The sequence below is a fragment of the Candidatus Electronema sp. JC genome (assembly GCF_048287365.2).
Lineage (GTDB): Bacteria > Desulfobacterota > Desulfobulbia > Desulfobulbales > Desulfobulbaceae > Electronema.
In genome coordinates, this window is record NZ_JBLWEM020000066.1 from 1 (window position 1) to 13,114 (window position 13,114).

16 protein-coding genes and 1 pseudogene are annotated in these 13,114 nt (G+C 61.7%); 1 reads left to right on the plus strand and 16 read right to left on the minus strand.

The genetic code is table 11. The features are described 5' to 3' along the window. Positions 1 to 167 precede the first annotated feature (167 nt). From ACNKH3_RS11485 to gspG, 9 genes are read right to left on the minus strand one after another with little or no spacing between them, the layout of a single operon-like run. Positions 168 to 926 (minus strand): type II secretion system protein N, encoded by a 759-nt coding sequence (locus ACNKH3_RS11485; RefSeq protein ID WP_420209337.1) that lies wholly within the window; start codon positions 924 to 926, stop codon positions 168 to 170. Beyond that, positions 923 to 1,858 carry a type II secretion system protein GspN gene (gene gspN / locus ACNKH3_RS11490; protein WP_420209338.1) on the minus strand — a complete coding sequence of 312 codons (936 nt, stop codon included), beginning with the start codon at positions 1,856 to 1,858 and terminating at the stop codon, positions 923 to 925. The genes ACNKH3_RS11485 and gspN overlap by 4 nt, the downstream gene beginning before the upstream one ends. 9 nt (positions 1,859 to 1,867) lie before the next feature. After that, complete coding sequence (locus ACNKH3_RS11495) at positions 1,868 to 2,413, minus strand: hypothetical protein (RefSeq protein WP_420209339.1); 546 nt, start codon at positions 2,411 to 2,413, stop codon at positions 1,868 to 1,870. Further along, positions 2,413 to 3,957 (minus strand): type II secretion system protein GspL, encoded by a 1,545-nt coding sequence (gene gspL, locus ACNKH3_RS11500; RefSeq protein WP_420209340.1) that lies wholly within the window; start codon positions 3,955 to 3,957, stop codon positions 2,413 to 2,415. The genes ACNKH3_RS11495 and gspL overlap by 1 nt, the downstream gene beginning before the upstream one ends. Before the next feature lie 22 nt (positions 3,958 to 3,979). Next, positions 3,980 to 5,032: a general secretion pathway protein GspK gene (locus ACNKH3_RS11505; protein WP_417916979.1), complete on the minus strand. Its 1,053-nt coding sequence runs from the start codon at positions 5,030 to 5,032 to the stop codon at positions 3,980 to 3,982. Between the two features lie 3 nt (positions 5,033 to 5,035). Then, on the minus strand, positions 5,036 to 5,710 hold the full coding sequence (locus tag ACNKH3_RS11510; protein WP_417916978.1) for a PulJ/GspJ family protein: 675 nt from the start codon (positions 5,708 to 5,710) through the stop codon (positions 5,036 to 5,038). Then, a complete protein-coding gene (locus ACNKH3_RS11515; protein ID WP_417916977.1) occupies positions 5,707 to 6,126 on the minus strand; it encodes a type IV pilus modification PilV family protein in 420 nt (139 codons plus the stop codon). The genes ACNKH3_RS11510 and ACNKH3_RS11515 overlap by 4 nt, the downstream gene beginning before the upstream one ends. Before the next feature lie 7 nt (positions 6,127 to 6,133). Continuing rightward, a complete protein-coding gene (locus tag ACNKH3_RS11520) occupies positions 6,134 to 6,664 on the minus strand; it encodes a pilus assembly FimT family protein (protein WP_417916976.1) in 531 nt (176 codons plus the stop codon). Further along, positions 6,636 to 7,088, minus strand: coding sequence for a type II secretion system major pseudopilin GspG (gene gspG / locus ACNKH3_RS11525; protein WP_417916981.1), 453 nt, complete (start codon positions 7,086 to 7,088; stop codon positions 6,636 to 6,638). Before gspG ends, ACNKH3_RS11520 begins: the two co-directional genes overlap by 29 nt. Positions 7,089 to 7,203: 115 nt before the next feature. On the opposite strand from gspG, the gene yhbY reads away from it, so the two are divergent. Then, a complete protein-coding gene (yhbY, locus tag ACNKH3_RS11530) occupies positions 7,204 to 7,548 on the plus strand; it encodes a ribosome assembly RNA-binding protein YhbY (RefSeq protein WP_417916396.1) in 345 nt (114 codons plus the stop codon). 30 nt (positions 7,549 to 7,578) lie between these two features. On the opposite strand, the gene ACNKH3_RS11535 is transcribed toward yhbY, so the two are convergent. The 7 genes and pseudogenes from ACNKH3_RS11535 to ACNKH3_RS11565 form a co-directional block, all read right to left on the minus strand. Then, complete coding sequence (locus ACNKH3_RS11535; protein ID WP_420209341.1) at positions 7,579 to 8,172, minus strand: MlaC/ttg2D family ABC transporter substrate-binding protein; 594 nt, start codon at positions 8,170 to 8,172, stop codon at positions 7,579 to 7,581. A 17-nt stretch (positions 8,173 to 8,189) separates the two neighbouring features. After that, positions 8,190 to 8,939 (minus strand): VacJ family lipoprotein, encoded by a 750-nt coding sequence (locus tag ACNKH3_RS11540; RefSeq protein WP_417916398.1) that lies wholly within the window; start codon positions 8,937 to 8,939, stop codon positions 8,190 to 8,192. A gap of 6 nt (positions 8,940 to 8,945) precedes the next feature. Beyond that, positions 8,946 to 9,398, minus strand: coding sequence for an outer membrane lipid asymmetry maintenance protein MlaD (gene mlaD, locus ACNKH3_RS11545; RefSeq protein WP_420209342.1), 453 nt, complete (start codon positions 9,396 to 9,398; stop codon positions 8,946 to 8,948). A 26-nt stretch (positions 9,399 to 9,424) separates the two neighbouring features. Beyond that, positions 9,425 to 10,186 carry an ABC transporter ATP-binding protein gene (locus ACNKH3_RS11550; RefSeq protein WP_417916400.1) on the minus strand — a complete coding sequence of 254 codons (762 nt, stop codon included), beginning with the start codon at positions 10,184 to 10,186 and terminating at the stop codon, positions 9,425 to 9,427. 11 nt (positions 10,187 to 10,197) lie between these two features. Then, positions 10,198 to 11,010: an MlaE family ABC transporter permease gene (locus ACNKH3_RS11555; protein ID WP_417916401.1), complete on the minus strand. Its 813-nt coding sequence runs from the start codon at positions 11,008 to 11,010 to the stop codon at positions 10,198 to 10,200. Between the two features lie 268 nt (positions 11,011 to 11,278). Next, positions 11,279 to 12,607, minus strand: a complete 1,329-nt coding sequence (gene glnA / locus ACNKH3_RS11560; protein ID WP_420209343.1) for a type I glutamate--ammonia ligase — start codon at positions 12,605 to 12,607, stop codon at positions 11,279 to 11,281. Positions 12,608 to 12,719: 112 nt separating this feature from the next. Beyond that, positions 12,720 to 13,114: pseudogene (locus ACNKH3_RS11565) on the minus strand (transposase); the annotation flags it as partial.

Genomic DNA, 13,114 nt, shown 5'->3' on the forward strand with positions numbered 1-13,114 from the left:
ATATCATTGTTTTGTCAAAGGAATTTCTTGGTTCGAGGCAAAGACTGCCATCATCCCTGACGCTGTTCGGGCGTATTTGACGAAACCGATTTATACGCTTGAGCCTATCAATCTTTATGCAACTGCGTAACTCCTATCATAATTCCTTTAAGGCGGCGCAAAAAAAGTTACTCGGCATCAAAAGGCGGCAGTTCAGGCTGAAGCTCCTCAGTCTCTGCTGGCAGCTCCGGCGGCGGTTCTTCGGAAAGATCGGGATCCTCCGCATGTGTCTCAAGCTCCGGCAGGCTGATCCGGCGGTTGAGCCGCACCGGCCTGCCGTTCTGCGGCCCGGCTGCGGACGGCGACGCGGGCGCCGCTGGGCGCGGCGGCATGATCATCGCCTGCGGCCCGAAGCCGGGAGCGGATTTAAGTTTGGCCATGGGCAGCATCTCCTCCCGGCCATTCACCTCCAAGGTGACGCTTTCCCAAGAAATCTCTTTGATCACCGCCGCTGTTCCAGGCACGCCGTCGCCAATCTGGAGAAGCTGCTGCTGCCGGTCTCTGCCGGTGTTGTTGATGATGATCGCGCGGGAAGTCTGACCGCTGCCAAGGACGGTTCCGGCCAAGGTCAGATTGAGCGTGGTGGGCAGCGCCGTCTCGACTGGCGGCGGGACTGGATCCGGCTCCGGCCTTTTGTTCTCCTGCTTGGCGGCGGCACTGCGGAAGATGTCCCGGCTGACAATGACTTGAAAATTTTGCGCCGCCGGAAGCGCGTCCGGCTCTGAGACCGGGCCTGCGCTGTCCTCGCGCAGACCAGCTGGCCCGGCAGGCGGCGCGGGCAGACAGCTGGCGGCCAAAAGCCGTTTTTCCAGCTCCCGGCTGGCGAAATGCGCGCTGGCGGCGGCCAGCGCGGTGAGCAGCGTCAAAGTGAGCAAAACCCGGATCATGGCGCCGCGTCTCCGCGCTCCAGCTGGCTGCTGAAATCGACAGGCAGCCCGCTGAAGACGATGCCCGGCGCGTTCAGCGGGCCGGTGATGGTGAAGGGCAGCCTGCCGTCTTGGAGGCGGCTTTTGAGCAGACTGGCCGCCATTGGTCCGCCGCCGAGCGAGGCGAGAAATTCCGGGCGGGGACTGAGGCCGCCTTTGAGCCGCACCAGCGACGAGGCGGCAGGCTGCGTCAGGCGGAGGTCGCCGCTGAAATCCGCCGCCAGCAGCTTGGACTCCAACTTGCCGTCTTCCAGCAGCAACGTTCCGCCCTGCGATTTTAATTTGACGCGCAGCTGATCAAAAGCCAGCTGCTCCATGCCCAGCACCGGCTCCTGCAAGCTGACCGCGCCCTGCTCAATCCGCACCTCGCCCTTCAGCTCGGCGAACAGGCCGCGACGGACATCCTGCCTGCCGCTGAAGCTGGTAGAAAGCGAGCCGGACAGCGTCCGCCCGAAGTCTTCCAGCAGCAGTTTCAGACCAAGATGATCGAGCCGGATGCTATGCAGCTCGCCGCTGTAGTCTAAGCCGCTGCGGACCTTGTTCAGACCGAGCCTGCCGCTGCCGGAGCCGCCGAGCAGCCGCAGCCGCCAGAGGGCCGTCCAGCTGCCGTCTTTCCGCCAAGCCGCGAAATCAGGCCGCAGGCTGAAGGAGTCGATGCGCAGCGGCGGCCCGCTCTTTTCCTCAGCGCTGACCGTGATCCGGCTGAAGCGGAGATCCGCAGGCAGGGCCAGACCGACGCTGCCGATCTGCCAGCGCAGGCCCGGCGCGAGGCGGTTCAGCTCGCTTTCCGCCTTGGTTTTGACCGCCGCCGCCGGAAACTGAAGCCAGAGCATGCAAACAAAAGCGGCGGCGGCATAGAGCAGATAGCCGCAGCATTCCAGCGTCCGCGTCATCCGCATCGCCTACTCGCCGCCCCCTTGAGAACGCCTCAGGCTGATCACCCGCATGACCGCGTCCAGCCCGCCTTGATCCTTTTTTTTGTTAGCCAGAATTGAGATGCGCTCAAGGCCGACCAGATGCTCCGGCGACTCGATCCGCTCCAGCAGGGCCACCAGCCGGTTCAGCGGCACGGCCTGGAGCTTCATCTCCACCGCCACCTGCTCCAGACCGCCTTCGCCGCTGACGGTGTCCGACGGTTTGATGTAGAGGATGTTGTCCTTGACCTTGGCCTCCTCGCCCTTCTGCTCTAAAAAGGAAAACAGACTGAAAGAGGCTGGCAGCTGGGCCGCCCGCTCGCTCAAACTGCTGCTCTGGCGGCTGAACTGGCTGATCTCGGCCTGCAAGGCGCGCATTTCCGCCACCGCCTTTTCCCGGCTGGCAATGCCCCGCGCCAGACGTTTCCGACTGTCCAGCAGGGGAAAAACCACAAACTGGGCCAGCCCGAAAAGCAGCAGGGCCGCAGCGCAGACCGCCAAGGCGCGGCGGTCGTTCTGACTGAGCCTGGCCATCAGGATCCAGCTCCTGCCCGGAGCGTCATTCTGATTTCAAAGAGGATGCCTTCATCCTCCTTGCCCTTGGCGGCGGAGACGATTTTCACTTCGGCGTAGCGGGAGGACTTGGCCAGCAGATTCTGCATCATGTTGACATTGTTGAACGCGTCAGTCGCGCCCCGGATGCTGACGGACTCCTGATCTATCAGCAGCCGGTCAACTTGGAGCTGAATGCTGGCCGGAATGCGGTCTGAAATGTCGGCCAATGTGGCCAGCACCCGTTTTTCCTCGGTGAAAACCGGCAGGGCCGCTGGCGAGCTGTCCATGCTCTTCCGCCGCGAGCGCATGTGCATGAGCGGATCCGGCCCCGGCCTGACTCCGGGAAAAGTCTCGGCGAATATCTGCTCCATATTTCCGGCCAGTCTGTCGCTTTGCCGCTGGAGCTGCCGCTGGCTGCCGACCAGCCAGCCGCCGCCGGCCAGCAGGAGCAGCCCTGCGGCGATGCCCAGCGCGGTCAGCTGCTGTTTGGAGCGGAGCAGATGCCGGGCAGGCGCGAACTCGCCTTGCCGGAACTCCAGCCCGGTCTCCCGGCTCCGGCTACCTGCCTGATGCAGGGCCAAGGCCAAGGCCGGATCATGGACAGCAGCCCGCCACTGTCCGGCTGCGGCTGGACTGAGCGAGGCTGCGCCGTGCAAAACCAGATCGCTGAGGCGGCCCGGCAGACGCAGGCCCTGCTCCAGCTGTTCAAGCAGGCCGGGGCAGCCCTGAAGCTGTCCGGAAAGAATGAAATATTCCGGACCGGCCTCTTCCAAGCCGCTGTGCAGGGCGAAATAATCAAGGCTGCTCTGCGCCGCCGCGCAGAGCTTGCGCACGGCCTCGGCTGCCGCAGCCGGATCGGGCAGAACAACACCGTCCTCCTCCAGCTGGAACAGACCTTCGGTGAAGACGCTGTCCGGCCAGCAGAGCCGCCGCATGAAGAGGATTTCGCCTTGACGGAGCAGCACAAGCTGCACGGACTCCGGCCCGCTGTGCAGGAGCAGGAAGCTGCCGCCCGCATGATCGGCGCGGCAGAGCCGGTCCCCCAGAGCGTAAGCCGCCGGGCAGACACTGTCCGGCTCCAGACCAGCAGCCCGCAGCAGCGTCAGCTTCTCCCGCAGCAGGCTCTTTGCCGCCGCCGCTGCCAGCAGAGCCGCGCCGTCTCCTTTTTTTACCGTGAAGACGGTGGCGGCAATCTGCTCCTCCAGCGGCAGGAGCAGCTGCTCCTCCAGCTCAAAGGGCAGAATCTGCCGGAGCTGTTTTTCATCGCTGAAAGGCAGCGAAAGGTTGCGCAGACTGAGGCAGGACAGGGACAGCCCGGCGACGCAGCGGTCAGCCTTGACAGAGGCGCCGCCGAGCCGCTCGCGCAGCAGACGGAGACCTTCGGCCAAGGCATCCGGCCCGCCGGACGCGGCCAGCGGCGCCGAGGCGCAGGCTGTCACCCGCGCCTCCCGGCCTGTCCCGCTGACCAAAGCCGCACTGAGCAGCTCGTCGCCGATGTTGATGCCTAATGCAGTCTGCGCCATGCCGTTCTGCGGCAGCCTCCGCTTAGTTGACGTTCCACCAGAGCAGCTCCTGCTCCTGATTCTCCAAGCGGCGCAGCACGCCCTCGCCGCTGCGCCGCTGCCCTCTGAACTCCGCCTGCGCCGTGATTTTGAACCAGCCGCTGCTGGCTCCAGTCGCCAAGTCCTCAGGAAAAACGATGTCTCCGGGAAAACCAGGCACGTCTTTATACCAGTCTGGCTCGGCGAGCCGGTCCTTGTTCTCCTCGTTCTGGCGGAATTCGATCAGCTTGACAGCCAGATCCTCGGTCATTCCTTCATGCAGGGCCAGCAGCACTGCTGCCGGGGCGGTGTTGATGTTGATCTTGCCCTCGCGTCCAGCAGTCGTGACGGCTTGCAAAACAGCAGACTGCGGCCCCGCCTCCTTGCTGTCTCCAGTCTCGCCGCGCAGGAACTGCCGCCAGCCTTTGACCAGAAACAGCTCCTCAGTCAGGAACACCGGCCTGTCCGCCGGAGCATACGGCGGCGACTGGCCGCTATAGTGCGTCCGTTCCGCCCCGTTCTCCCGCTCCTCATCGTCCTCGTCGATCCAGTCGGCCAAGCTGTCGAGCAGGGCCTTGGCTGCCGCTTCATCGTCCAGCCCTGCGGCATTGCGCAGGAAGCGCAGCCACAGCTCCCGCTGCGCCTGCTCCTTGTCCGCCTTGGGGCCGTCCTTGTTTTTTTTATTCTCCCGATCCTGCTGCGCTTTTTCCTCCGGGGTCAGAGCCAGCGCGTTGAGCTGAAGCAGGCCGGACAAATCCGTGACCTGCACGCTCAGGCTGCCGCCAGGAAAAAGGGCGGAAAGCAGCTCCGGGTTCAGTGTCCCCCAGCTGTCAAAGGCGGCATCATGCTCGTTCTCCTGCTGATCAGCCAGCAAAGCCGTCTGCGCCAGCCGCAGGCCGGAGAGCAGCATCACGTCCAGCTGCGCCGCGCCGCTTTGATTGGCGGCGGCCTGCATCTGCCAGCTGACCGAGCTGCCGAGCTGCACCGTCACTGCGACCATGAAGCTGACCGCCAGCAGGGTCAGCACCAAGGCCATGCCTTTCCGGTCGCGGAGCATGGCTCAGTCCTCCTTCGGCTGCGGGCGGATCAGCCCGGCAGGCAGCAGGGCCGCTGTCTGAAAGGCGATGGAGGCATCCTGCTCCTCATCCAGCCAGAATTCCAAGCGGCAGAAAACAGCGGCGGGCAGGCTGCGCTCCTCATTTTCCTCGCCATCCTTCACCGTGGTGTCCCAGCTCTCCCGCTCCTCGCCGTTCTGATCGCGGTAGCGGAACTGCACCGAGCGCAGCTTGTCGGCCAAAAGAAACGCCTCAGTTTCGCCGCCATTTTTTTGCTCTTCGCCGACGGGCCGGTGCAGGCTGTCAGCCCGCAGGAGGAGCAGCTGGCCGGGCCTGTCCTTGTCCGGCTGCACCGCATAGCTGATCAGGCCGAGACCGGGCAGCTCCTCCTCCTGATCAAAGACCAGATGGGCGGTCGAGGCGAAGCTGAGAAGGATGCCGCTGCTGTCCGCGCCGCCGATAAAATCGCTGTCCTCAGTCAGAACGGCGGCGGCCAAGTCCTCGCTGATCCGCTCCAAGGCGACCTGCGCCCGGTAATAGACATCGCCCTGATCCATCGTCCCTTCCATCACCCGGATCGAGCCGGAGAGGGAGACTGAGACCATCGCCACCACCATGCCCAAGATCAGCATGGCCAGCATGATCTCCAGCAGGGTGAAGCCGGAACGACCGCCGTTCATTCCCCCTCCGCTGGCTCGATCTTGGCCATGACCAATGTGCGGACGCTGAAGGTTTCCCGCTCCTCCCGGCTGACAGTCAGCTCAATCAGCTTGAGCATCCCGCCGCTGCCCTTAATTCCGGTCTCATCCTCGGTCAGCTCGCTGACCTCCGCCTGCCAGCGGTATTCGGCAAAGCCTTCGGCGAAATCACCGCTGCCGCCGCTGAGGCTGGCAAAATCTGCGACAGCCAGCTCGGTCAGCTTCTGCCGGGCCAGCAGGCTGGCCGTCGTTTCAAAGCGCGAGGCGGCGGCAAGGGAAAGGCTCTGCGACTGGGAAGCCAGCAGGGCGGTGAAGGACATGGCGATCACCGCCACCGCCACCATCACCTCCAGCAGGGTGAAGGCGGCCTCCTGCTTCTGCGCTCTGCGGGCGGACATCGCTGCTTCACCGGGCGATCATGACGCGGTCTTCATCCAAGCTGACATGGCCATCGAGGATTTTGCTCAGACCGAGAAAGGGCGAGAGCAGCACGGTCAGCTCGTCGCCGTTGTCATGGCGGAAATGCACCGCTGTTTTATCCACATAGCCGCGCTCGTCAAAGCGGATGCTCAAGTCGGCGCGGTCCGGGCTGTGGGCGGCGGCGATATCCGTCACCTGCACCAAGCTGCCGAGGCGCAAGGTCTGGCGCGTCCGGTTCTCATCGGCATTTTCCTCATCAGCAGGCATGACCGTGAAAAGTTGCTGGCTGCGGTCGTAGTCAAGAACAAAGGCTGTGCGCCGCAGCCGGGCTTCCTGCCCGGTTTCAGCGACCAAGCCGACAAAGCGGCGCACCGCTGTGCGCAGCTCGCCGCCGGAAAGCGCGGAATGAATCTGCGGCAGAACAAAGGCCGCGCTCAGGCTGATCAGCACCATGACCACGATCAGCTCCAGCAGGGTGAAGCCGCGCTCACAGCTCCCAGCTGTTGATGTCCGCATTTTCGCCCTCGCCGCCCGGCTCGCCGTCAGAACCGTAGGACATCAGGTCAAAATCGCCGTGCAGACCGGGGCTTATGTAAATGTAATCGTTGTCCCACGGATCCTTGGGCACGGATTTTTTGTCCAAATAGCCGCCGTCCCGCCATTTCTTCGCCAAGCTGCCGACAGAGGGCGGCTCAACCAAGGCTGTCAGCCCCTGCTCGGTGGTCGGATATTTGCCGTTGTCCAGTTTGTAAAGCTTGAGCGCTTGGCTGATGGCCCCGACATCAATGCCCGCCTTGGTCCGCCGGGCCTCCTCAGGCCGGTCCATAATCCGGGGCACGATCATGCCCGCAAGAATGCCGAGAATGACAATGACCACCATCAGCTCGATCAAAGTGAAGCCGCGCATGTCGGCGGCGCGGCGCGTCTGTTGTGCTTTCATCATGAGGGCACCTGTTCAGGGTGGACTTTTGCTCCGTTGTATGGCACTAATAGCCTGCCTCAGACTGTGACGGCAGGCAGCGCGTCATCATCAACATACCAACATGCTGGAAAATATGAAATCGGAAACAGAGGAAAAAGGCAAAGTGAATCTGCACGGCAAGCAGAAACGTTTTCTGCGCGGCTTGGGGCACCATCTCGAACCGGTGGTGCAGCTCGGCAAGGAAGGACTGAGCGACAATCTGGCCAAGGCCGCCCGCGAGGCTTTGAAGACCCGCGAGCTGATCAAAGTCAAGCTGGGCCAGAACTGCGCTGTCTCCGCCGAAGAGGCTGCCGCCGCCCTGTCCGTCCAGACCGGCGCGGCGGTGGCGCAGCTTATCGGCAGAACCATCCTGCTCTATCTGCCGAACAAAAAACTCAAGCCGGAACAGCGCATCCGGCTACCTCAAGCGGAGGAATGAAATCTGTCCGCCGCCGCAGGGGAGAGGCGGCTATTTGTCCGCCTTCAGCTCGTTCAGTTTTTTATCCAATGTGGGAATGAGCTGATCCTGCGGGATGCCCTTGAACTGCTCCATGTAGTTGCGCACCAAGCTGATGCCCTCGACAAAGACATCGTAGGCCATCCACTTGCCGTCCTTCAAAATCATGACGTAGGAGACCGGAATGCTTTTGGAGGCATCGACAAACATAGTTTTGACCTCAGCCCGGTCATTCCTGAGCTGCTCTTTGCCGAATTCAATCTTCATATCGACATAGGCATCCACTTTGCCGATATAGACATGGCCGAGCAGTTTGGCGAAGCGGGCCGCGAACTGCTCCCGCTGGGCCTGCGGCATGTTCTGCCACGGCCTGCCCACCACCCGTTTGGACATCTCTTGGAAATCAAAATGCTCGGCAACCAAGGCGACAATCCGGTCGATCCGGTTGTCCACAGTGTCGTTTCTGAAATCCGAGGCTTTGAGCTGAGCCACAACCCGCTCGATGAAGGGCCGCACCTGCTCGGTGGGATTGGGCTGGGCGGCGGCGAAAGCCGGCGCGGCGGCCAGCAGCAGGAGGAAAAACAGACTGCGCAGCGCTGTGTTCATCGCGTCACCTCAGGTTGTTAAAGTTTGTTGTCCGTGACCGGCTCGGAATGCTTCCGGGCCTGCTTGCGGTATTGAAAATAGCTGTCGCGCCAAGCGGTGTACGGGTCGATGGTCAGCTCTTTCAGGCCGTCGTAGTCACCGAGCCGCAGGGAGATGTTGTTCACCCGCCTGCCCAGGGAAATGACCGCGCCTTCCTGCCATGTGTCGGCAAGAAAATAATACGGAGTCATGGCCAAGCCGTCAACAGCGGTGCCGGTCAGCTCGCGCGCTGTTGTCGCCCCAAGCAGAGGCATGACCAAATAGAAGCCGTCCGGCACACCCCAAGTCTCCAATGTCTCGCCCAGCCCGGCCTCGACCCGCTTGAAGCCGAACTCCCGCCCGGCCACGTCGCCCAGCCCGGCCACGCCGCCGAGGGTGTTGATGACAAAGCGGGTCAGCACTGTGCCTGCGTCGGCAAAACGGAGCTGAAGCAGGGAGTTGACAAGGCGCACCGGCTCCTGGAGGTTGTAGCAGAAGTTGTCCGCCGCCTGCCGGATGTCCTCCGGCACAGTCCGGCTGTAGGCTGAAGCGACTGGCTCCATCACCCAAGTGTAGGTGACATCGTTGAATTCAAACATCAGCCGGTTGAAATGCTCAAAGGGATCGGGCGCGGCTTCCGCATCCGGCGCGTCGTCATAGAAAGAGTCGTCAAGAAAATCCGCCTCCTCCGCTTGAGCGCCGCCGCAGAGGGCGAGGCAGAGCAGGAAGACGGGCAGGGCTGTCTTCATGATGGTTTATTTCACGCCGCCAAGGGCGAATTTGGAAATCAGGGACTCAATGTCGAGCGAAGACTCAGTGTCGACAATGGTCTCGCCGGGCTGATAGCTGGCCTCGTCGCCGCCGGGCATGATGCGGATGAACTTGTCGCCGATGATGCCCTGCGATTTGACCGAGGCCATGGAGTCTTTCGGCACCTGCACGCCCTTGTTCAGCTTGAAGGCGGCCACAGCCCGGCCTTCGTCATTCAGGCGCAGCTCGGCCACGGAACCGACGGCCACGCCGGCAATCTGCACTTCGGAGCCAGTCTTAATCCCGGCAACATTCTCAAATTCGGCATAGAGGGTGTAGGTTGTGCCGCCGGTCAGCCATGATACCTCGCCCAGCCGCAGGGCCAGCCAGCCGAAAGCGGCCAAGCCGAGCACGAGGAAAAGGCCGACTGCGATTTCCGCACGGGAATTGCTGTTCATAAACGCTCCTGGTTGTTCCGCAGGAATCAGATGCCCATCGTTTTTTCGGCAAAGTCGCGGATGTGCGGCTTGTCCGACTTGATGATCTCGCTGGCCTTGCTGAAGACATTGGCCTCGCCTTTGTTGATGAGGACGATCCGGTCGGCCAGCTCAAAGACCTTGGGGATGTCATGGCTGACAATCACCGCCGTGTAGCCGAGCTGCTTCTGCATCCGCTGAAAAAGACTGTAAATCTCCAAGGTCATCAGCGGATCCAGACCGGTAGTCGGCTCGTCAAAGAGGACGATTTCCGGCTTTAGCTGAAGGGCGCGGGCCAAGCCGACCCGCTTCTTCATGCCGCCGCTCAACTGAGCGGGATATTTCTCCTCATGCCCGGCCAGCTCCAAAGTCGCCAGCGTGGCCATGACTTTCGCCCGGATTTCCGCCTCCTTAAGCTTGGTGCGCTCGCGCAGCGGCAGGGCGATGTTCTCAAACACGGTCAGCGAGTCAAAGAGCGCGGCTCCTTGAAAGAGCACCCCAAACTTGGTGCGGAGCTGCCGGAGCTGACTCTGGCCCATTTTGGCCACATCCTCGCCGTCCACCAATATCTGGCCGCTGTCCGGCTTGAGCAGGCCGAGTATCAGCTTCAGGGTCACGCTCTTGCCTTGGCCGCTGCCGCCCGCGATGACCGTGGTCTTGCCTTTCGGCACGGCCCAGCTCGCCTCGTTCAGCACCCGGTGCTGGCCGAAACTTTTACTCACCCGGACAAACTCAATCGCCGCCGCTTCCGAGGCCGCACTATACGTCATTTCCGCCTCCTTTACAACAGCACCGCTGTCAGCAGGTAATCAAAAATCAGCACGGCAATGGAGGAAAGCACCACGGCCTGGGTCGTCACCTTGCTCACGCTCTCCGCGCCAAAGCCTGCGCCCCGGATGCGGTACACGAAATAGCCGCGCCCCGCGCTGATCCAGATCACCAGCAGGGCGAAGACAAAGGATTTGATCAGGCCGAGGCGGATTTCGTGATTGGTGATGCTTTGGGACATGCTGCTGAAATAGGAGCCGGAATTGGCGCCCATCAGCTGCACTCCGGCGATATAGCCGCCCCAGATGCCGACCACGTCAAACATTGCGGTGAGCAGCGGCACCGAGATGATGGCGGCCAAAAATTTGGGCGAAATCAGGTAGCGGAAGGGATCAACAGCCATACACTCCAGCGCATCAATTTGCTCGCTGATGCGCATGATGCCGATCTCCGCGCAGATGGCTGAACCGGCCCGGCCCGCCACCATCAAGGCGGTGAGGATCGGCCCCAGCTCCATGATCAAGGTCAGGGACACCGCCGAGCCGAGCATTCCTTCCGCCCCGAATTTATTAAGCGTGTAGGAGCCTTGCAGGCCCAGCACCATGCCGGAGGAAAGCGCGGTGAAAAAAATTACCGCAATCGAGCCTGCGCCGATGAAGCGGAGCTGGCGGAGCAGCTCGCGGCCCCGGAAAGGCCGCCGGAACAGCCCGGCCAGCGCGGAGACGAAAAACAGGCCCATGCTGCCGAGGTCAGCGAGCAGGGCAAGGCAGTGGTCGCCAAGGTGGTGAAAGGGCGCGGCCAACGCGCTGATCTTGTTGTTCTGCAAGGGATTCTGTCGCTGTGTTCGTGATGAGGGAATGCCGCCGCAGTCAGGGCAATGTACCATAAAAGCAGAAAACTGCCCAAACATTTCGGCACAGAAGCAATGAAATGCCGCAGAACCGCTCTGATGTGCGGCAAAGGAATTTGGGCGACGGTGACGCAGATATTGAGAAATACAAAAAATATTTACAATTAAAAAAGCCTGCGGAAGAAGCGGAAGGGTGTGGCGCGGAGAACGGGGGCGGCTCTGCGCCGCCCCGGCAAGGCTGAGCTTAATAGTTGCTCAGGTACTTCTTCAGCTCCCAGTCAGTGACTGCGGTGCGGTAGTCATCCCACTCCTTCTCCTTGTTCTCGATGTAGCGCTCGAAGATGTGGTCGCCGAGGGCCGGGCGGGCCAGCGGGTTGGCCTTCAGGGCCTCGATCGCCTCTTTCAGGCTGCCCGGCAGGCTTGCGATGCCCGCAGCTTCCTTCTCCTGAGCCGTCATCTCGAAGATGTCGTGGTTGACTGGCGGCGGAGCTTGGAGGTTGTTCTTGATGCCGTCCAGACCAGAATTCAGCATCATGGCAAAGGCCAGATACGGGTTGCAGGCCGGATCCGGGCAGCGAACCTCAGTGCGGGTTCCCAATCCACGCGAAGCCGGAATGCGGATCATCGCTGAACGGTTGGAGGCAGACCAAGCGATATACACCGGAGCCTCATAGCCCGGCACCAGCCGCTTGTAGGAGTTGACTAACGGGTTGGTGACAGCGGCGAAACCGGCGGCGTTCTTGCTGATGCCCGCGATGTACTTGTAAGCGATCTCAGACAGTTGCAGCGGGCCGTTCGGGTCAAAGAAGGCGTTGGTGCCGTCGGCGTTGAACAGCGACTGGTTGGTGTGCATACCAGAGCCGTTGATGCCGAAAACCGGCTTCGGCATGAAGGTGGCGTGCAGGCCGTACTCGGCGGCGATGGAGCGGACAACCCACTTGAACGTCACGGTGTTGTCAGCGGCGGCCAGCGCGTCGGAGTACTTGAAGTTGACCTCATGCTGCCCCTCGGCGACCTCGTGATGGGAAGCCTCGATCTCGAAGCCCATCGCCTCCAAGGTCTCGATGATCTCGCGGCGGCAGTTGATGCCGCAGTCGTCCGGGTCAACATCGAAGTAGCCGGCCACGTCGCTGGTCTTGGTGGTGGCCTTGCCTTCCTCGTCCTTCTCAAAGAGGAAGAACTCGGCCTCGGTGCCCACGTTCATGGTGTAGCCCATCGCTTTGGCATCCGCCAGCACGCGCTTCAGGTTGTTGCGCGGGCAGCCTGCGAACGGGGTGCCGTCCGGCATGTAGACATCGCAGATGATCCGGGCGGCGTTGGTGCCGTTCTGGTTCCGCCACGGCAGGACGGTGAAGGTGTTGTAGTCCGGCTTCAGGTACATGTCGGACTCGTTGATGCGGACGAAGCCGTCAATGGAGGAGCCGTCGAACATCATCTTGCCGTCCAGCGCCTTCTCAATCTGGCTCAGGGGCACGGCGACATTCTTCATGAAGCCGAGTATGTCAACGAACTGAAGGCGGAAGAAGCGGACGTTCTGCTCCTCAATGATTTGCATGATCTCGTCGCGGGTCATCTCTACTCTCCTTGTGCTGGGATGAATGATAATATCCGGTCAGGCCGGATGATCAGAAACATATTTATGCCGTCCGTAGGGGCGGTTCGCGAACTAATGATTCATCACATCTTCAAAGCGGCTGTTTCTTTTGAGCAAGCATCCAGCCCTGCTCGACTGAGAGCAGCCGTTCAAAGCCTTTCCTGAGGACAAGCCAGCCCGGAGGCCCGTTATTCCTGATGTGGCCTCCGAGTTCGGCGATTGCCCGGAGAGCGTGTCCGGCGGACATCATATCCGGCGCTTCCTGTTTCTTTTCCCGGAGCAGCTCTTTCAAAACAAGAAGCTGGGTGCGGGTCAGCACTTTTTCCGCCGGTTCTTCCGGGGAGTTGCGGGCGAGCCATCGGAGCAGCAGCATCTGCCATGCGACTGCGGTTTCGATGGCCAGCAGCACAAGCAAGGCTCGGCCGCTTTCCAGCTGATGCTCCTGATGGCGGCAGCCGGTTTTCAGAGCTTTGAAAAACTCTTCAA

Coding starts and splice junctions, on each gene's coding strand:
- ACNKH3_RS11535 (WP_420209341.1), bottom strand. CDS start 8,172: ATGAACACAGCGCTGCGCAGTCTGTTTTTCCTCCTGCTGCTGGCCGCC.
- mlaD (WP_420209342.1), bottom strand. CDS start 9,398: ATGAACAGCAATTCCCGTGCGGAAATCGCAGTCGGCCTTTTCCTCGTG.
- ACNKH3_RS11540 (WP_417916398.1), bottom strand. CDS start 8,939: ATGAAGACAGCCCTGCCCGTCTTCCTGCTCTGCCTCGCCCTCTGCGGC.
- ACNKH3_RS11510 (WP_417916978.1), bottom strand. CDS start 5,710: ATGAACGGCGGTCGTTCCGGCTTCACCCTGCTGGAGATCATGCTGGCC.
- gspG (WP_417916981.1), bottom strand. CDS start 7,088: ATGAAAGCACAACAGACGCGCCGCGCCGCCGACATGCGCGGCTTCACT.
- glnA (WP_420209343.1), bottom strand. CDS start 12,607: ATGACCCGCGACGAGATCATGCAAATCATTGAGGAGCAGAACGTCCGC.
- yhbY (WP_417916396.1), top strand. CDS start 7,204: ATGAAATCGGAAACAGAGGAAAAAGGCAAAGTGAATCTGCACGGCAAG.
- ACNKH3_RS11505 (WP_417916979.1), bottom strand. CDS start 5,032: ATGCTCCGCGACCGGAAAGGCATGGCCTTGGTGCTGACCCTGCTGGCG.
- ACNKH3_RS11520 (WP_417916976.1), bottom strand. CDS start 6,664: ATGCGGACATCAACAGCTGGGAGCTGTGAGCGCGGCTTCACCCTGCTG.
- gspL (WP_420209340.1), bottom strand. CDS start 3,957: ATGGCGCAGACTGCATTAGGCATCAACATCGGCGACGAGCTGCTCAGT.
- ACNKH3_RS11495 (WP_420209339.1), bottom strand. CDS start 2,413: ATGGCCAGGCTCAGTCAGAACGACCGCCGCGCCTTGGCGGTCTGCGCT.
- ACNKH3_RS11550 (WP_417916400.1), bottom strand. CDS start 10,186: ATGACGTATAGTGCGGCCTCGGAAGCGGCGGCGATTGAGTTTGTCCGG.
- gspN (WP_420209338.1), bottom strand. CDS start 1,858: ATGACGCGGACGCTGGAATGCTGCGGCTATCTGCTCTATGCCGCCGCC.
- ACNKH3_RS11485 (WP_420209337.1), bottom strand. CDS start 926: ATGATCCGGGTTTTGCTCACTTTGACGCTGCTCACCGCGCTGGCCGCC.
- ACNKH3_RS11515 (WP_417916977.1), bottom strand. CDS start 6,126: ATGTCCGCCCGCAGAGCGCAGAAGCAGGAGGCCGCCTTCACCCTGCTG.